General features: G+C 73.8%; 13 protein-coding genes and 2 pseudogenes. 3 read left to right on the forward strand and 12 right to left on the reverse strand.

Annotation, left to right across the window (positions count from 1 at the left end):
* Nucleotides 1-491: 491 nt before the first annotated feature.
* The 11 genes and pseudogenes from AFB00_RS10745 to AFB00_RS10795 form a co-directional block, all read right to left on the reverse strand.
* A pseudogene (locus tag AFB00_RS10745) lies at nucleotides 492-2,084 on the reverse strand (solute symporter family protein); the annotation flags it as partial.
* Complete coding sequence (locus AFB00_RS10750) at nucleotides 2,081-2,425, reverse strand: DUF485 domain-containing protein (RefSeq protein WP_068800193.1); 345 nt, start codon at nucleotides 2,423-2,425, stop codon at nucleotides 2,081-2,083. The gene AFB00_RS10750 and the pseudogene AFB00_RS10745, both read right to left, overlap by 4 nt.
* A 214-nt stretch (nucleotides 2,426-2,639) precedes the next feature.
* Complete coding sequence (locus AFB00_RS10755; protein ID WP_068797115.1) at nucleotides 2,640-4,397, reverse strand: sodium/solute symporter; 1,758 nt, start codon at nucleotides 4,395-4,397, stop codon at nucleotides 2,640-2,642.
* The gene (locus AFB00_RS35590) at nucleotides 4,394-6,121 is read right to left on the reverse strand and encodes a hypothetical protein (RefSeq protein WP_197519815.1); all 1,728 of its coding nucleotides are present in this window, start codon (nucleotides 6,119-6,121) and stop codon (nucleotides 4,394-4,396) included. The genes AFB00_RS10755 and AFB00_RS35590 overlap by 4 nt, the downstream gene beginning before the upstream one ends.
* The gene (locus tag AFB00_RS10765; protein ID WP_068800195.1) at nucleotides 6,118-6,966 is read right to left on the reverse strand and encodes a LytR/AlgR family response regulator transcription factor; all 849 of its coding nucleotides are present in this window, start codon (nucleotides 6,964-6,966) and stop codon (nucleotides 6,118-6,120) included. The genes AFB00_RS35590 and AFB00_RS10765 overlap by 4 nt, the downstream gene beginning before the upstream one ends.
* Nucleotides 6,967-7,135: 169 nt before the next feature.
* Entirely contained in the window at nucleotides 7,136-8,032 is an 897-nt protein-coding gene (locus tag AFB00_RS10770; protein ID WP_068797116.1) for a S49 family peptidase, read from the reverse strand.
* 47 nt (nucleotides 8,033-8,079) lie between these two features.
* Complete coding sequence (locus AFB00_RS10775; protein ID WP_231974318.1) at nucleotides 8,080-9,306, reverse strand: histidine kinase; 1,227 nt, start codon at nucleotides 9,304-9,306, stop codon at nucleotides 8,080-8,082.
* Nucleotides 9,307-10,185: a DNA-formamidopyrimidine glycosylase family protein gene (locus tag AFB00_RS10780; protein ID WP_068797117.1), complete on the reverse strand. Its 879-nt coding sequence runs from the start codon at nucleotides 10,183-10,185 to the stop codon at nucleotides 9,307-9,309.
* Nucleotides 10,186-10,193: 8 nt separating this feature from the next.
* Nucleotides 10,194-10,634: a hypothetical protein gene (locus AFB00_RS10785; RefSeq protein ID WP_068797118.1), complete on the reverse strand. Its 441-nt coding sequence runs from the start codon at nucleotides 10,632-10,634 to the stop codon at nucleotides 10,194-10,196.
* A gap of 87 nt (nucleotides 10,635-10,721) precedes the next feature.
* Nucleotides 10,722-11,261: a cupin domain-containing protein gene (locus AFB00_RS10790; RefSeq protein WP_068797119.1), complete on the reverse strand. Its 540-nt coding sequence runs from the start codon at nucleotides 11,259-11,261 to the stop codon at nucleotides 10,722-10,724.
* A gap of 88 nt (nucleotides 11,262-11,349) precedes the next feature.
* The gene (locus AFB00_RS10795; protein WP_068800197.1) at nucleotides 11,350-11,631 is read right to left on the reverse strand and encodes a DUF4326 domain-containing protein; all 282 of its coding nucleotides are present in this window, start codon (nucleotides 11,629-11,631) and stop codon (nucleotides 11,350-11,352) included.
* A gap of 135 nt (nucleotides 11,632-11,766) precedes the next feature.
* Here AFB00_RS10795 and AFB00_RS31665 point away from each other — a divergent pair.
* From AFB00_RS31665 to AFB00_RS10815, 3 genes and pseudogenes are all read left to right on the forward strand, one after another.
* Nucleotides 11,767-12,664 (forward strand): annotated as a pseudogene (locus AFB00_RS31665) (IS5 family transposase).
* A 37-nt stretch (nucleotides 12,665-12,701) separates the two neighbouring features.
* A complete protein-coding gene (locus AFB00_RS10810; protein WP_068797120.1) occupies nucleotides 12,702-13,202 on the forward strand; it encodes a MarR family winged helix-turn-helix transcriptional regulator in 501 nt (166 codons plus the stop codon).
* Nucleotides 13,203-16,295 (forward strand): MFS transporter, encoded by a 3,093-nt coding sequence (locus AFB00_RS10815; RefSeq protein ID WP_068797121.1) that lies wholly within the window; start codon nucleotides 13,203-13,205, stop codon nucleotides 16,293-16,295.
* Between the two features lie 66 nt (nucleotides 16,296-16,361).
* Here AFB00_RS10815 and AFB00_RS10820 read toward each other — a convergent pair whose 3' ends face one another.
* A complete protein-coding gene (locus AFB00_RS10820) occupies nucleotides 16,362-18,143 on the reverse strand; it encodes a TM0106 family RecB-like putative nuclease (RefSeq protein WP_083275429.1) in 1,782 nt (593 codons plus the stop codon).
* Nucleotides 18,144-18,146: the final 3 nt, after the last annotated feature.

The following is an 18,146-nucleotide window of genomic DNA, read 5'->3' on the forward strand; positions in this document are numbered from 1 at the left end:
GCCGCCATCCTGCCACGCACCACCGTGAACACCGGGTGAGCCGGATCCCGCCGCACGGGTGCCGTCGCTCAGTACCGCCCGTCGCGGTAGTAGAGCGAGCCGTGCGGGACCGTCACCTCGTTCGGGTCCGGCGGCGGCTCCATGCGGTGCCCGCCGGTGACCGGGACCTGGTGCCGGTGCCCGCCCCGTACCGGGCCGGGCTCGCCGCCGTATCCGGGCCCGTACTCGCCGCCGCGCGCCATGCGGTGCGGCGTCGGCCGGGCCGGACGGCCGGAGGGCCCGACCGCGGGCTGGGTCCCGGTCAGCCCGGTGTTGCCGAACAGCTCACCGGCCTGGTTGCTGGTCCGGGGCCGCGGGGACGGGCGGCCGTCCGGGCGCGGGGGCCGCGGCTCGCGCTCGGCGAGCGCGTGCGCACCCGACCGGACCGCGCCGGACGCGGGCGCCGCGACCGGCTCCGGTGCGGCCGGCTCGGTCTCTGCGGACTGCGCGGTGGACCGGACGGCACCGGCTCCGGTCAGCGACCGGACCTCCATCTCGGCGTAGCGGGCGGCGTTGAACCGCTCGCGGCCGCCGAGGAAGGTGCCGACGATGCCGAGCAGGAACGACGCCGGGATCGACACGAGTCCCGGGTTCGACAGCGGGAAGATCGCGAAGTCCAGGTCCGGCGCCATCGACGTCGGCGACCCGGAGACCGCCGGCGACACGACGATCAGCGCCACGCAGATGAGCACGCCGCCGTAGATGCTGCACAGCGCACCGGTGGTGTTGAACCGCTTCCAGAACAGCGAGAACAGGATCGTCGGCAGGTTCGCGGAGGCGGCGACGGCGAACGCCAGCGCCACCAGGAACGCGACGTTCTGCCCGTTGGCGAGGATCCCGCCGCCGATGGCGACCAGACCGATCACCAGCGCCGTGGTGCGGGCGACCTTGACCTCGGAGTCCGGCGACGCGGTCCCGCGGCGGAGCACGTTGGCGTAGACGTCGTGCGCGAACGACGCCGACGCCGTGATCGTCAGCCCGGCGACGACCGCGAGGATCGTCGCGAACGCCACCGCGGAGATGAGCCCGAGCATGATCTCGCCGCCGAGCGCGTACGCCAGCAGCGGAGCCGCGTCGTTCTGGTTCGCCCGGGTGATCGTCCCCGGCGGCAGCAGCGCCATCGCGCCGTAGCCGAGGACCAGCGTGAACAGGTAGAAGATGCCGATCAGCCAGATCGCCCACACCACCGAGCGCCGGGCCTCCTTGGCCGAGGGCACGGTGTAGAAGCGCATCAGGATGTGCGGCAGACCGGCCGTGCCGAGCACCAGCGCGAGGCCGAGCGAGATGAAGTCGATCTTGTTCGTGTACTGCAGGCCCGGGTTGAGCAGCGCCTCCCCGTGCTCGGAGTTCTCGGTCGCCTGCTCCAGGACGGCCGACAGGTTGAACCCGTACCGCCCCAGCACCCAGGTCGTCAGCACCGCGGCGCCGACGAGCAGCAGACCGGCCTTGATGATCTGCACCCAGGTGGTGCCCTTCATGCCGCCGAACAGCACGTAGAACACCATCAGGCCGCCGACGACGACGATCACCATCGCCTGGGAGAACGAGTCGTCCTTCGGGATCTGCAGCAGCAGCGAGATCAGTCCGCCGGCGCCCGCCATCTGCGCGATGAGATAGAACAGCGACACGATCAGGGTGGACGTCGCGGCCGCTGCCCGGACCGGGCGCTGCCGCATCCGGAAGGCGAGGACGTCGCCCATGGTGAACCGGCCGGTGTTCCGCAGCAGCTCGGCGACGAGCAGCAGGGCCATCAGCCAGCCGACCAGGAAGCCGATCGAGTACAGGAAGCCGTCGTAGCCGTAGAGCGCGATCGCGCCGGCGATGCCGAGGAACGACGCCGCGGACAGGAAGTCCCCCGCGATGGCGGTGCCGTTCTGCGGGCCGGTGAAGGCGTGCCCACCGGTGTAGTAGTCCGACCGCGTCGCGTTCGTGCGGCTGACCCGCAGCACGATCATCAGCGTCACGATCACGAAGAGCAGGAAGAACCCGAGGTTCGCGGTGACGGAGCCGACCGACTCCGCCTGCGCGAGGACCGGCCCGGTCATGCGCGCACCTCCCGGCTCTGCTCGACGCGGGCGCGCAGCTCGGCGGCCGGGCCGTCGATCTCGCGCTCGGCGAACTTCACGTACAGCGTCGTGATGACGAACGTGCTGACGAACTGCCCGAGGCCGACCAGCAGGCCGACGGTGATCGTCCCGGTGACCCGGATGGACATGAACTCGGGGGCGTAGCTGGCGAGGCCGACGTAGGCGAGGTACCAGGCGAGGAAGATCACCGTCATCGGGAACACGTAGCGGCGGAGCCGGCCACGGAACGCCCTGAACTCGGGACTGGCCTGGACCTGCTGGTAGATGGTGCCGGCCGAGCGCTCAGCGGGGGTGCTCATCGCGCCGTTCACCGGTCCTTTCACATCGCTGGGGGCGGGGAGCCGGGCGCGGGGCGGCCCGCAGGGGGCCTCGCCGCGCAGGAATTCGCTTCACGACCACAACGAGGACGGCTCGCCGCGGGGAACGTCACCCGGGACCGAAACGGCGGAATCACCCGATCCGACCTGACCCACCGTCCGGTCGACTACCCAGCGTCACACCGATGGCCGACGTTCAGGTGCGATCGTCCAGCCGATCGCGCATCAGGCCCAGCCGTTCGGGGGCATGCAGCCGAAGCAGCACCTGGTCGGCATCAGCCGGTCGCCGCGAACGGGTGAGCAGGGAGACCACCATCGCCGTGAGGAAGGCCAGCGGCACGCTGACGATCGCCGGCCGGTAGAGCAGGACGCCGACCGCACCGCCGTCGCCGCCGGGGAAGAACGCCGCCGCCCCGGCGAGCGCCGCGATCACCGCACCGGCCGAGGCCAGACCGCCCACGACGACGCCCGCGATCGCTCCGGTCGAGGTCAGCCCGCGCCACCAGATCCCGAGCACGAGCAGCGGGCAGAACGTCGAGGCCGCCACCGCGAACACCAGCGCGACGGCCTCGGCGAAGTTCAGCCCGGTCGGGGCCAGCGCGACGACCGTCGGCGGCACCCCGGCCAGCACCGTGGCCAGCGGGAACTTCCGGCTCATCCGCCCCTTGCCGCCGAACATGTCGGTCGAGACCACGCTCGCCATGCTCACCAGCAGCCCGGACGCCGTGGACAGGAACGCCGCCCACGCCCCGGCGGCGACCAGGCCGCCCACCAGCACACCGAGCACACCGCTGCCCAGCAGCGCGGTCGGCAGCAGCAGGACGGCGGCGTCGCTGCGCCCGGTCACCAACAGCTGCGGGGTGTAGATCCGGGACAGCACCCCCATCAGCGTCACCAGGATGTAGAAGCCGCCGAGCATCCCGAGCACGAGGACGGCGGTCCGCCGGGCCGCCCGTCCGTCGGAGTTGGTGTAGAAGCGGCCGAGCACGTGCGGCAGGCCCATCGTCCCGAGGAACGTCGCCACGATCAGCGAGTACGTCGCCAGCACCTGGTGGTCCCCGACACCGCCGAAGGGCCGCAGCCAGCTCTCGTCCTCCGCGGTCGAGCCGCTGGTCACCGGCACCGGCTCACCGGCGGCGAAGTCCAGCTCGGAGCCGGGCGCGACGGTGTGCACCGATCCCGCCGCCCACCGGAGCGGGCCGTCGACCCGCTGGCCGTCGACCGTGCCGCGGGCCGTCACCTCGACCGGGAGCCGCACGTCGAGGGTGACCGGGGTCGTCACCTCGACCGTCGTCGCCTCGCGGAACGACGGCGGCTGGTCCCGGGCGAAGGAGTGGCCGTCGCCCAACCACACCGTCAGCCCGATGACGACCGGGACGGCCAGCGCCGTCAGCTTGAACCAGTACTGGAACGCCTGCACGAACGTCACCGACCGCATGCCGCCCAGCGCGACCGTGGCCAGCACGATCGCCCCGGCCGCGGCGGAGCCGATCCAGTCCGGCAGGCCGGTGACCGTGGCCAGGGTCAGCCCGGCGCCCTGGATCTGCGGCAGGAGGTAGAGCCAGCAGATGACGACGACGATCACCGTGCACGCCCGGCGCAGCGCCGGGGAGGCCAATCGGGCGTCGGCGAAGTCCGGGACGGTGTAGGCGCCGGAGCGGCGCAACGGCGCCGCGACGAACAGCAGCAGGAACAGGTAGCCCGCGGTGTACCCGACCGCGTACCAGAGCGCGTCGACGCCCTCCATCAGGATCAGCCCGGCGATACCGAGGAACGACGCGGCGGACAGGTACTCGCCGGAGATCGCACCGGCGTTCAGCCGGGACGGCACCGACCGGGAGGCGACCAGGAAGTCCGAGGTCAACCGGGTGCGGTGGGCGATCGACCCGATCACCGCCGAGGTGACGGCGACGATCACGATCGCGATCAGGGAGACGATCCCGGTGGGGGTCATCGATCGGCCACGGCGTCGGCGAACTCCTGCTCGGCGCGCTCGGCCGACCGGACGTGCCACCAGCCCAGCCCGAACAGGAACGGGTAGACCAGGAAGCCCAGCAGCAGCCACGGCAGCCGGATCCCCAGGATCTCGATCGCGCTCATGGCCGGCACCGCCACGAACAGGGCCGGGAGCATGCCGAGGCCGAGCAGGGCGACCAGGCCGACCCGCGCGGTCAGGAACAGCTGGGTACGGACCAGGGAGTTCCGCAGCACGGTGCCGACGGCGCCCGGGTCCTGCACGTCGGACAGACCGCGGGAGGAGTGCGTGGTGGAGCGGCGCTCGGACAGCACGATCCGCACCCGGCCGGCGTCGGGGGTGTCCTCGGCGGCGCCCTCGGTGACGGTGGCCGGGACGGCCGGCGCGCCGGCGAACCGGCGGGGCCGGGCACCCGCACCGGTGACCGCGGGCGCCGTGGCGGTCGGTGCGGTGGCCGACACCGCGGGCGACGGCTCGGGCACGGGGGCCGGGGCGACCGGGTCGTCGAGGTCGGGGGCACGCCAGATGACCTCGGTGCGTTCGGTCGCGTGGCCGCGCAGGTCGTCGTCCGGGGCCGGGGCGTCGAGCGGCTCGGGGTCGGCGAGCGGGTCGGCGGCGGGCTCGGCCGGAGGCGCGACGGCGGCCGGTCCGGGGATCGAGATCGCCGACTCGATCGTGGTCCTGGGGGGCGCCGCCGCCGGTGCGGACGCCGCCGCCGGGGTGCTCCGCCGACCGGCCGCGGTCCAGCGGGTCGGGACCGGGCGGGTCTCCGGGTGAGCGTCGGCCGGTTCGGCGGCGGGCGGGGCACCCGCGTGCAGCGCCTCCGGGTCGGGGGTCCAGCCGGTGTTCCAGGACGAGGTCGTCGCGCCCGGTACCCGGCGGGGCAGACCGGCGCCGCCCTCGCTCGGGGGCCACTGCTTGCCGCCGTCCCGCAGGCCGTCCGGGGCGTAGGGGTCCGGGACGCGGGTGGAGCGCGGCCGCGGGCCGGCGGGCCGGGCCGCGCTTCCGGTGCTGCCGCCCGAACCGTTCGTACCGCTGCCGGGACCGTCGCCCGGGCCGTTCGCGCCGCCGGCGGCGCCGTTCGGGCTGCCGCCGTTGCTGCTGTTCGCGGCGTCATCGATGCTGCCGTCCGTGGTGCCGGTGGCGCTGCCGTTCGAGCTGCCACCGGCGCGGTCACCGCCGGTCGAGCCGTACGGGTCGTCGCCGGTGCTACCCACCGGGCGGCGGCCTGCGGCGTCACCCGGGCCGACCGTGCTGTCCTCGGGGCCGGCACCGGTGCTGCTGTCGGTACTGCTGTCGGTACTGCCGTCCGTGCCGCGGCCGGGATCGGCCGGAGCGGGGTCCGTGCCGGACGGCTCCACCCTGGCGTGCCGCCCGGACTCACCGGCCCGGCCCGCGACCCGGCGGGCGATCTCCTGCTGCAGCCACTGCGCGCCGTCGGCGCCCGGCGCGTCCGCCCGGCGCGCGCGGCGGCCGGACGGTTCGTCGTCGGTGTCGTCGGTGTCGTCCGCCGGGCCGCCTGCGGGCGGGTGCGTGCCCGGGGCGGGACGGGCGTACCCGCCGGAGAAGGCCGGGCTGCGCGGGCGCGGCGTGCCGGGACCCGGCCCGGACGGCGCGGGATCCGCCTCGTTCCGGGAGTCGCCGGAGTCCTGCTCGGACCCCGGACGCACCGACGGCTGGACGCCGCCGGTGGGCCTGCTCACCTCTGGCTCCACGCCTGCTTGGTCGCGCGGACGAGCCGGTCCTTCAACTCACGGGTGTGCCGCCGGCTGACCGGCAGCTCGGCCGTCTCCGGCCCGGACCCGATCCGGACGACGTAACCCGATCCGGCCAGTCTCAGCTCCGTGACCAGCGGCAGCGCGACCAGGAACGACCGGTGGATGCGGACGAACCCGGCGTCGCGCCAGCGGTCCTCCAGCACCGACAGCGGGATGCGCACGAGGTGGCTGCCCTCGGTGGTGTGCAGCCGGGCGTAGTCGCCCTGGGCCTCGACGTAGCGCACCGCGGACCGCGGGACGAGCTTCGTGGTGCCGGCCAGCTCGACCGGGATCACCTCGTCGTCGCCACCGCCGCTCTCCTCGCGCACCGGCTCGGCGACACCGGAACGGCGGCTCGCCAGGATGCGGTCCAGCGCGGCGGAGAGCCGCTCGGTCCGCAGCGGCTTGAGCAGGTAGTCGATGGCGCCGACGTCGTAGGCGTCGACGGCGCGGTCGTCGTGCGCGGTCACGAACACGATCGCCGGCTGCACCGCCATGTTCTGCAGGACGCGGGCCAGCTCCAGGCCGTCCAGGCCGGGCATCCGGATGTCGAGGAACACCGCGTCGATGTCGGTCTGGCTCGCGACGTCCGGCCCGGGGGCCGGGGGACCCCCGGCGGGGGCACCGGCACGTCGACCGTTCAGGATGCGCAGTGCCTCGGTGGACTCCCCGGCGGTCAGCACGGTCGCGATGCGCGGGTCGTCCTCGAGCAGGAAGGCCATCTCCTCGAGCGCGGGCTGCTCGTCGTCCACCGCGAGCACGACCAGTCCCCGAGTGTCGTTGCTGTCCACGATCTCCTCATCCTGCTTCCGGGCCGGGCCGGGAAGCCCATCGGTCTCGATGATCCCCCGGCGCGTGACCATGGTGACGCCAGAGCGCCTCTGATGCCAGGGCACGAACCGGATCGGTGACTGCGCGGACACGGCGAGCCAGGCCGCGCACCGCGGTCACCGGAGCGGATCAGAGCCCGTAACGGGCCCAGGACGCCTTCGTCTCAACCGCCGTGAGCAGTTCGAACGCCAGCTCGGCCGGGGCCCCGAACGGCTGGGCGTGCGCCGCCGAGCCGCCCGCGCCGAGCCGGGCGAGCAGCGGCCTGCGCTGCTCGACCGGGCGGTGCTCGGCGTCCGGGAACCGCTCCTTCAGTACCTCGTGCACGGAGCCGATGCCGTCGACCAGGCCCAGCTCCCGGGCCCGCTCGCCGAGCCACACCTCGCCGTCGAACAGCTCGGTGCCGGTCGCGAGCCGGTCGCCGCGCCGCTCCCGCACCCAGCCGGCGAACCGCTCGTGCAGCTGTTCCTGCAGGCCGGTGAGCCAGGCGACGTCCTCGGCACGCTCCGGGAGGAAGGGGTCCAGCCGGGACTTCGAGCCACCCGCGGTGTGCAACCGGCGGGAGACGCCCCACCGTTCGATCAGGCCGTCGAGCCCGAACCCGGAGCTGACGACGCCGATCGAGCCGACGATCGACGTCGTGCAGGCGTAGATCTCGTCGGCCGCGCAGGCCAGCCAGTAGCCGCCGGAGGCCGCGACGTCCTCGCAGAAGGCGAGCACCGGTACCCCCGCCTCGTCCGCGAGGCTCCGGATCCGGTCGCCGACGAGCTGGGACTGGGTCGGTGACCCGCCCGGCGAGTTGATGACGAGCGCGACGGCGGCGAGCCGGTCCGGCGCGAACGCCCGCTCCAGCACCTTGTCCACCGACGCCGCGTTGATCACCTGCCGGGGCACCGGGGCCGCCTGGGCGCTGATGACACCCTGCAGCCGCACCACCGAGACGACCGGTGAACCGGTGGATCCGACGGTCTCACCGAGCTTGCCGGGCAGCCGCGAGGTCACGGCGGCCGGGATACGCAGGACGTCCATGCCCGATCAGCGTACGCGGTGGCCGGTCGCCCACCACCGGACGCGCCTCAGGCCCGGATCCCGGCCCGGAACTTCGGCACCCGCAGCGTGATCTTCATGCCGGCGCCGATGTTGGTGTCGACCACCAGGCCGAAGTTGTCGCCGAACGCCGAGCGCATCCGGTCGTCGACGTTGCCGAGGCCGACGTGCGCGCCGGACAGGTGGGCGTCGTCGAGGTCCTGGTCGAGCCGGGACGGGTCCATGCCGACACCGTCGTCCTCCACCACCAGGACGCACTCGGATCCGGCGTTCTCCGCGCGGATGGTGACGGTGCCGCCGTTCGGCTTGCCGGACAGCCCGTGCCGGACGGCGTTCTCCACCAGCGGCTGCAGCGCGAGGAACGGCAGCACGACGTTCTTGATCTCGTCGTCGATCTGCAGCCGGATGTTGAGCCGGTTGCCGAACCGGGCCTTCTCCAGCTGCACGTAACGCTTGATGTTGTCGAGCTCGTCGGTCAGCGTCGTGAACTCCCCGGCCGACCGGAACGAGTAGCGGGTGAAGTCGGCGAACTCGATCAGCAGGTCCCGCGCGCGCGGCGGGTCGGTGCGGATGAACGACGCGATCGTGGTCAGCGCGTTGTAGATGAAGTGCGGCGAGATCTGCGCGCGCAGCGCACGGACCTCGGCCCGGTTCAGCCGGGCCCGCGAGTCGTCGAGCTCGGCCAGCTCCAGCTGGCTGGAGACGTACCGGGCGACCTCGCCGGTGGCCCGCAGGACCGGCGGCCCCGCGGTGGTCGGGGTGAGCGCGGCGAGGGTGCCGATGATCGTGCCCTCGCTCTCCAGCGGCACGACGACGATCCCGCGCACCTCGCAGCCCGGCTGGTTGCACTTGATCGAGGTGTGGCTCATCAGCTCCATCCGGCCGGTGGAGACCACCCGGTCGGCGAGCGTCTGCACGTCCTGCTGGTGCTGGTCGGCGGTGCCGTCCCAGCCGAGGACGGTGCCGCGGGCGTCGGTCATCGCCATCGCCGTCGTCTCGAGCAGCTGGCGCAGGTAGGGCAGCGCCTGCGACGCCGAACGGTCGGAGAGCCCCTCACGCAGCACCGGCGCGGCCAGTGCGACCGTGTGCAACGCCGAGAACGTGGCCCTGGCCAGCGGTGACACCGTGTTGTTGCGCCGGTTGCGCTGCCACAGGAACACGAAGACACCGACCGCGAGCACGACGACGACGATGGCCGTCAGCAGCACCAGCGACGGTGCGATCCCTCCGGTGCCGTCCACCACAGCCCCCTGCACCTACCTCACCAGCCGGGACAGCCTGCGGTCTGCGAGCGGTTTCCCATTGGTCTGGCAGGTCGGACAGTACTGGAAGGAACGGTCGGCGAACGCCACCTCACGCACCGTGTCCCCGCAGACCGGGCAGGGCAGCCCGGTCCTGGCGTGCACCCGCAGCCCGGACCGCTTCTCCCCCTTGAGTTCCGCGGCGCCCTGGCCGACCGACCGCGTGACGGCGTCGGCCAGCACCCCGTGCAGCGCCTCGAACAACGCGTCCCGCTGCTCCGCGGTCAGCCGGGCGGCGGTGGCGTAGGGCGAGAGCCGGGCGGTGTGCAGGATCTCGTCGGAGTAGGCGTTGCCGATCCCGGCCACCGTCCGCTGGTCGGTGACCAGCGTCTTGAGCCGGCGGGTGTCGCCGTCGAGCACGTCGTCGAGGCCGGTGCGGGTCAGCGCGAGGGCGTCCGGGCCGAGCCGCGCGATGCCGGGGACCTGCACCGGGTCGCCGACCAGGTAGACCGCCAGCCGCTTCTGGGTCCCGGCCTCGGTCAGGTCGAAACCCGGCCCGCCGACGGCGTCGAGGTGCACCCGCAGCTGCAGCGGCCCGCGACCGGGCTTCGGCGGGGTGACCGACGCCGTGCCGTGCCAGCGCAGCCAGCCGGCCCGGGACAGGTGGGTGATCAGGTGCAGCGGACCGTCGTCCGGACGGTCGAGGAAGTCGACCGAGAGGAACTTCCCGAACCGGGACGCACCGGTCACCACCCGCCCGGTCAGCGCGGACACGGCGGGGTCGAACGTCTTCAGCGCGCTCATCGAGGCCAGGTCGACCCGGGCCACCGGGCGGTACACGGCGTGCTCGCGCAGGTGGTGGGCGAGCGCCTCCACCTCGGGCAGTTCGGGCACCGCGCCTCCTAGTTGATCGGCTGCAGCGGGCTGTCGGCGTGGCCCGGGGTCGACCGGTTCTTCAGGCTGCGCACGACCACCTTGGTCTCTTCCCTGGCCGTCGCGAGCCCGCGGACCATCCCGGTCCACTTCTCCGGCGGCAGGTCGTAGCCGCCCTGGGTCTTCGCGGTGATCGTGAACGGCCGCCGCAGCAGCCAGCGGACCGGGAAGAACCCGAGCCCGACGATCACGACGAGCCAGTAGAACCAGGGGAAGACGACCTCGTCGGGCACCCAGATCAGCAGGATCAGCCAGAAGAACACCAGCGCGGCGAGGATCAGCACGACGGCGCCGCTCCCGGCGTCGACGTCGTGCTCGAACTCGTCGCCCACGGCGGGCGTCGTCCATTCGATCCGCCGCTGGACCTGCCACTCGCGGTAGTCCGCCGCGATGACCGTCTTCGTCGCCAAGGTCCCAGCTCCCCTACCCGGCCCCGTGCCCGTACCGGCGTCGATGTTCCCACAGCCGACGGGCAGAACCGAGCGTCCGCGCGGGGCTCAGCAGCGGGAGTCGGTCGGCTCGCGCTCGGGCTCGCCGGGGGCCAGCAGCTCCGAGCGGGTGAGGACGACCGGTTCCCGGCCGTCGTTGCGCAGCTCGTTGGGTTCGCCGTCGCCCAGGAAGAAGGCCTCACCGGACCCGAAGTCCTGCGGTTCGCACCGCCCGGCGCGCTGCACCGTGAGCGTCCCGGAGCGGACCGCGGAGACCACCGTGCCCGGGTGCCGCACCCAGCCGGTCGCCTGCCCCGGCGCCAGCACCTCGGTACGGATCAGCAGCTCGGCCGGGCCGGGGGTGCTGATGTCGACCGGCCGCTGCAGCTCGCCACGGGCATCCGAACCGGCCTGGGCGAGCGGCACCGCCGGGACGCCCGGCTGCGCCGGGCCGGCGGGTCCGGCACCCGGCTCGGGCGGGGCCTGGGCACCGGCACCGGCCGGCCCGGCACCGGGCTCGTGCCCGAGCTGACCGGGCTGGGCGCACCCGGCGAGCAAGCCACCGGCGAGAACGAGCAGGACGACGCCGGTGGACGGACGACTGCGCACGAATGACCCTCCGGTACCGCGTGACGATGCGTCCGCGAGGTTAGTGCCGCCACCCCACCCCCGCCGGACGGCCCCGCTCCGGCGGGGGTCAGGGGTTGGCCAGGGCCAGGAGTGTGTCGGCGTGGCAGGGGACGTCCTCCGGGCACCAGCAGCACAGGTCGCGGCCCGCCAGTTCGGTGCGGGCCCGTTCGACGAGATCGGGCCGCTCCTCCAGCAGCCAGCGCCGGTGGGCCTCGATCGCCGGTTCCCGGCCCAGCTCGCGGACGTCGAACGAGTTGCCCCAGGGCCCCGGCCGGGTCACGACGATCGCGTCGTCCGGTTTGCGCCACCCCTTCGTGCGACGGAGCCGGACACGGCGCGGAGTTGCCATGTCCGGCACCGTAAACGGGTGGCGCAACTCACCGCTCGTCGCTTTGCATTGCGCACTGCAACGAGAGCATGCTTGCGGCCGTCAACTAGGGCGTGTCTCCCAGATAGGCGGAGCGGGGTGCGCGATGCTTGATCGGTGCCGCGTACCGCTGTCCTGACTGATGCCCAGTGGGCCCGTCTGGCGCCGCTGTTGCCCTCCTCCGAGGGTCGTCGCGGGCGCCCGTTCCGCGATGACCGCCGGGTGATCGAGGGGATCATCTACCGGTATCGGTGCGGGCTTCCCTGGCGCGACGTCCCAGCCGAGTTCGGGCCGTGGCAGACGTTGTGGAAGCGGCACCGCCGCTACAGCGGCGACGGCACCTGGGACCACATCCTGGCTGCTCTTCTGGTCGAGGCCGACGCCGCCGAGGTGCTCGGGTGGGCGGTCAGCGTGGACTCCACGATCATCCGTGCCCACCAGCACGCCGCGACCCTCAAGCGCGACACAGGGGGCCGGATCGAACTACACGAATCTGCTCGCCGAACCAGCAGATCACGCGCTGGGACGGTCCCGCGGAGGGCTGTCGACGAAGATCCACCAGCTCGTTGACGGGCACGGCCGCCCGCTGGTGGTCCTCCTCGGCCCCGGCCAGGGCGGCGACTCGCCAATGTTTCCGCACCTGATGGCGCGCCTGAGCATCGCCCGACCGGGCCCGGGACGACCCCGGACCCGGCCTGAACGCGTGCGCGCGGACAAGGCCTACTCCTCACGCGCGATCCGCCGGCACCTGCGCGAGCGCCGGATCATCGCTGTCATTCCGGAGCCCTCTGACCAGCAGGGACACCGCAAACGACGGGGCTCACGCGGTGGCCGACCGCCCGCATTCGATCCGGTCGACTACCGAAACCGCAACGTCGTCGAGTGCGGGTTCTGCCACGTCAAGCAGTGGCGCGGGCTGGCCACCCGTTACGACAAGCTCGCCCTGACCTTCCGCGGCGGCGCCGTCCTGAAGGCGATCGTCACCTGGCTCCGCGCATTGGGAGACACACCCTAGTTGCGTGATACATGCACTGCCAGAGAGGGGGCCGACGATGAGCGCCACCGAGCCCGTCACCGCCGGGCCGCCCGGGAGCGAGCCGGACGAGGCCGACCTGGAGCTCGCCGACACCGTGGTCCGCGAGCTGTTCATGCTGGTCCGCCAGGTCAAGCGCTCCGCCGAGCGGCACAGCCCCGAGATGCTCGTCGACATCGCGGCGTACCACGTGCTCACGCACCTGCACTTCGGCGGACCGCAGCGGGCCACCGGGATCGCCGCCACGTTCCACTCGGACCCGTCGACGATCAGCCGTCAGGTGTCCGCGCTGGTCAAGGCGGGCCTCGTCGAACGGAGGGCGGACCCCGGCGACGGCCGCGCCTCCCTGCTCGCCGCCACCGAGGACGGCGTCCGCGTGATCGAGACCGAGCGTCGCCGCCGCGCCCACGTCATCGCCGAGGTGCTCGGCGGCTGGGACCCGGCCGACCGCGTCGCGCTGACCACGCTGCTCGACCGCTTCCTCGACGACTACCAGACCTACGAAGCACGGGAGTCCTGAATGTCCACCGCTGCCACCAGTGCGGCGCCCACCGCCCCCCAGGCGGACGGGGAGCTGACGCACCGGCAGATCCTCACCGTCCTGGGTGGACTGATGCTGGGCATGTTCCTGGCCGCCCTCGACCAGACGGTCGTCTCGACCGCCATCCGCACGATCGCCGACGACCTGTCCGGGCTGTCCCTGCAGGCCTGGGCGACGACGGCGTTCCTCATCACCTCGACGATCACCACGCCGCTCTACGGCAAGCTGTCCGACATCTACGGCCGCAAGCCGCTGTTCATGACCGCGATCACGATCTTCCTGATCGGGTCCGTGGCGTGCACCGCGGCGTGGTCGATGTACTCGCTCGCCGCGTTCCGGGCGCTGCAGGGACTCGGCGCCGGTGGCCTCATGTCGCTCGCGCTCACCATCCTGGGTGACATCGTCCCGCCCCGGGAGCGGGCCCGCTACCAGGGCTTCTTCCTGGCCGTCTTCGGGACGTCGAGCGTCATCGGGCCGGTCGTCGGGGGTCTGCTCTCCGGCGTCGACTTCATCGCGGGGCTCGAGGGATGGCGCTGGATCTTCCTGGTCAACGTCCCGATCGGGCTGGCCGCGCTGATCGTCGTGCAGCGGGTGCTGAACGTCCCGCACGTCCCGCGCAAGGCCCGGATCGACTGGCCCGGCGCGATCGCGCTGACGCTGTGCCTGGTCCCGCTGCTGATCGTCGCCGAGCAGGGCCGCCTCTGGGGCTGGGACTCGACGCAGTCGATCGTCTGTTACGTCGTCGGCGGTGTCGGTCTGCTGCTGTTCCTGCTGGCCGAGCGGGCCTACGGGGACGACGCCCTGCTCCCGCTGCGGCTGTTCCGCACCGGCATCTTCTCGCTGTCGAGCATCATCAACCTGCTGATCGGCATGGCGATGTTCGGCGGGATCGCGCTGCTGCCGCAGTTCCTGCAGATCGTGCACGGCGCGACGCCGATCGAGGCCGGCTTCATGATGCTGCCGCTGGTCGGCGGGATCATGGTCGCCTCGGTGCTGTCCGGCCAGCTGACCTCCCGGACCGGGCGCTACAAGATCTTCCCGGTGGTCGGCACCGCGCTGATCACGATCGCGATGACCCTGCTGTGGCTGACCGTCACGCCGGCGATCCCGCTGGTGCAGCTGTTCGCGACGATGGCGGTGCTCGGCCTCGGCCTCGGTCTGTGCATGCAGACGCTGGTGCTCGCGGTGCAGAACGCGATGCCGGCCCGGGACATGGGTGTCACCACCTCGGCGGTCACCTTCTTCCGCCAGATGGGCGGCACGCTGGGCACGGCCGTCTTCCTCTCGGTGGTCTTCTCCACCGCGGGCGACCGGATCGGCGACGCCCTGCGCTCGGCGATGGGCAGCGCCGGTTTCCAGAGCGCGCTGACCGATCCCGCGGTGCTCGCCGAACCGGCCAACCAGCAGGTCGCCGAGGGACTGCAGGCCGGCACCATCGGTTCGACGGTGCTCAGCGACTCCTCGTTCCTGCAGCGGGTCGACCCGCGCCTGGCGGCACCGTTCCAGGAGGGCTTCACCAGCTCGATGACGCTGGCGTTCCTGATCGCGGCCGTCGTCATCGTGGTGGCGTTCGTGCTGGTGCTGTTCATCAAGGAGCTGCCGCTGCGGACGATGTCCGGGGCCCAGGCCGCCAGGGCCGAGGCCGAGCGGCAGGCCGCGGCGCTCCCCACCGGGGAGGTCAGCGCGGCGGCCCCGGCTCCCGCCCCGGCCCTGGACGACCACCGGGACGACCCGGCCCCGCCGACCACACCGATCCCGGTGATCGCCCGGTCCACCCCGGCGCACGGCCGCGACGGCGACCACCAGGTCCCGGCGACGGTCGGGGCGTACGTCTCGGCGACGACCTCCGGACCGGACTTCGCCACGGCCCGGGCCGCAGGCACGGGCGCGGCGGTCCGCGCGAACTCGGCGGCCGGCGCGAGCGCGGCGGCCGCCCACCGTCCCCGGGCGGGGTCGGGGAACGGCTGGGCGTCCGGCCCGGGCCGACCGGCCGGCACCGGCGCGCCCGTCGGGTCGACGCCGGGCGCGGACGGCTCTCTCCGGACAGCCGTGAGCGACGGCCGGGGATCGGCCGACGTGTCGTCCACCGGCCGTGGTCCAGCCGACGACAACGGTTCGTCCACGGGCCACGACCCCGGCGCGCCGGCCCGGAGCAGCGGAAACGGCACACCGGTGGCACCGGACCGGGCCGCTCCCGCAGAGGCGGCGCCCGGCCCCGCCGCGATGGTCGCGGACCACCGCTCCGGCGGACCGGCCGTCGTCGGCCGGGTCGAGAACGGCGCGGGTGCCCCGCTCGACGGCGCCACCGTCACCGTCGCGCGGTTGACCGGTGACCAGGTCGGCCGCACCAGCACCGATGAGGACGGCCGGTACCGCGTCCCGCTCGACGGCCCGGGCCGGTTCCTGGTCGTCGCCGCCTCCGGCGCGCTGCCGCCGAACGCGGCCACGGTGTCGGTCGGCACCGAGCCGGTCCGCCACGACGTCCGGCTCGCCGGTGGCAGCGGCGTGCACGGAACGGTGCTCGACGCCGCCGGGCTCGGCGCCCCCGGCATCTCCGTCTCGCTGATCGACGCCGGTGGCGACGTCACCGCGGCCGGTCGCACCGGTGAGGACGGTCGCTACGCCCTCAGCGGGGTCCCGGCCGGCCGGTACACGCTCGCCGCCGCGGGCGAGGGCGTGGACCCGGTGGCGCTCGGGGTGGAGATCCCGGGCTCCGGGCCGGTCCGGCAGGACGTCCGCCTGCCGCAGCGCTCCCGGCTCACCGGCCGGGTCACCGCGGCACCCGACGGATCGCCGGTCCAGCAGGCGCTGGCCACGCTGATCGACTCCGAGGGGGCCGTCGTCGGGTCGCGGCTGTCCGGGCCGGACGGCACGTTCACCTTCGACGGGCTCGCCGCGGGCAGCTACACGCTCGCGACCAGCGGCTACCCGCCGGTGGCCGCGGTCGTCGCGCTGGAGCCGGGCCGGGTGACGCACTCCGACGTGGAGTTCCCGCGCCTGCTCGACGAATCCCAGCCGGTGCCGTCGCCCGACGGGAACGGCCGGCACGTCCGCGAGGCCGAGCAGCACTGACGGGCGCCCCGACCGGTCCGTCGCCCGTGACCATCGGGCGGCGGGCCGGTCACGCCCCGGTCCGCGCTATCCGGGCAGGTCGGCCAGCTCGCTCACCAGCGGCACGTCGAGCACCCGGTCCGAGGACATCCACTCCCGCAGCGCCCGGGTCGCCAGCACGTCGTCGGTGTTGTAGCCGAGCAGCCGCTCGCGCTGCACCGGGTCCGGCTCGCCGCCCTCCAGGGCGACCGCGTCGCGGTACCAGCGCATCGAGTTCTCGCCGCCCGCCTCCGGGTCCCGCCACGCGAACCCGGCGGCGGGCGCGATCTTCTTCAGCCCCTTGCCCTGGGAGCACAGGAACCAGGCCGAGACCACGCCGTACAGGTCGACCCAGGACGGGTCGGAGATGAACTCGCGGACCTCGGCCTCGGTCGGGACGCCCGGCATCCCGGCGAACCGGTGCACCGAGGACAGCATCCAGCGGTTCTCGGCCTGCTCGTTGTAGCAGTAGGCGGCGAACGACCGGCCCGACGACCGGGCCGTCTCCCGGACCGCGGACAGCCACGTCCAGAACTCGCCGAACGAGCGGCCCTCGTCCGTGGTGGGCAGCGGGTCCCAGGTCGCGAACGCCCGGTACCCGGGATCCTGGTCCCCGGTGCGGGCCCCGCCGGGGAACGACAGCAGCGCGCCCCACAGGTAGGCACCGGACTCGCCGAAGCTCTCCATGTCGACGTCGACCTCGATGTCGGCCCGCGGCACCTCGACCCGGGGCACCCGGCGGGCGACCGCCAGCCCCCGGCGACGGGCCCTGGCCAGCGCGACGAGATCGGCGAACGGCGGGCCGGGCAGCGGGGTGGGCAGCTCCGTGGGCGGGGCCGTCGCGTCCAGCCCGGCCAGCGCCGCGACCGTGCCGACGCCGGCGACCCGCAGCAGCCGGGCAGTCTCGCCGTGGGCGACGAGGCTGACGTCGTCGACCTCTTCCAGGACGCTCTCGCAGGTCGGCCACCACGGGCAGCGCCGGCACTCGGTGATCCGGGACGGCTCGGCCAGCGCCGGGCCGCCGCTCGCCGCGGAGTGGGCGACGGCGGCGCGGTCGGCGAACCGCGCGTCGTACTCCTGCAGGGTGGTCCGCTCCCCGGACCAGTGCGCGGCCCGCAGGTCGTGCCAGACCACGACGTCGGCATCCAGCCCGATCACCCCGCCCAGCCGGGGTGCCGACTCCTCGGGCGCCCACCCGGCCGCCTCCAGCAGCCGGGTCAGCTGGGCGAGTGCGAGCAGGTCACGGGGCTGGGAACGGACCTTGCGGTCCGGGTCCGGCCGGGCGTGCTGCGGCCACGGGTCGGTGACCGCACTGGTGCGCGCACCCTCGCCGGGGTCGGTGATCCGGCGCCGGACGACCAGCAGCGGCACGTACCCCCCGCCCGGTACGCGGACCAGCAGCTCGGCGGTGCCCCGGCGGTCGGCATCGGCCGGGAGGACGGCGCCCCAGATCAGCGGGGCCCCGGCGGCCACGAGCTCCGCGGTCCGCGCCGCCCGCGCACCACGGGACCAGCCGCCCGGCTCCGCGGCCACCGCACCGGGCTCCGCCGCCCGGCCCTGCCCCGCGCTCGCGCCGCCCGGCCCGAACGCCCCGCCCGGCCAGGTGCTCGCCCAGTCGGCGGTCCAGGTGGCCGCGAGGAGCTCGCCGATCCGCTCCCGGTGCGCCGCGGCGTCGGCCCGGCGCTGCTCGATCGCGGGATCCGGCAGGGCGCGCGGTGCACCGGCCGCCGACGGGTCGTGGTCCAGGTGCACCCGGCGGCGGCAGCCGGACAGCGCCGCCGCGTCGAGCAGCACGCGCGGCGCTGCGCGGGATCCGGTCGAGGTGCTCACGGT

Source organism: Pseudonocardia sp. HH130630-07 (assembly GCF_001698125.1).
GTDB lineage: Bacteria > Actinomycetota > Actinomycetes > Mycobacteriales > Pseudonocardiaceae > Pseudonocardia.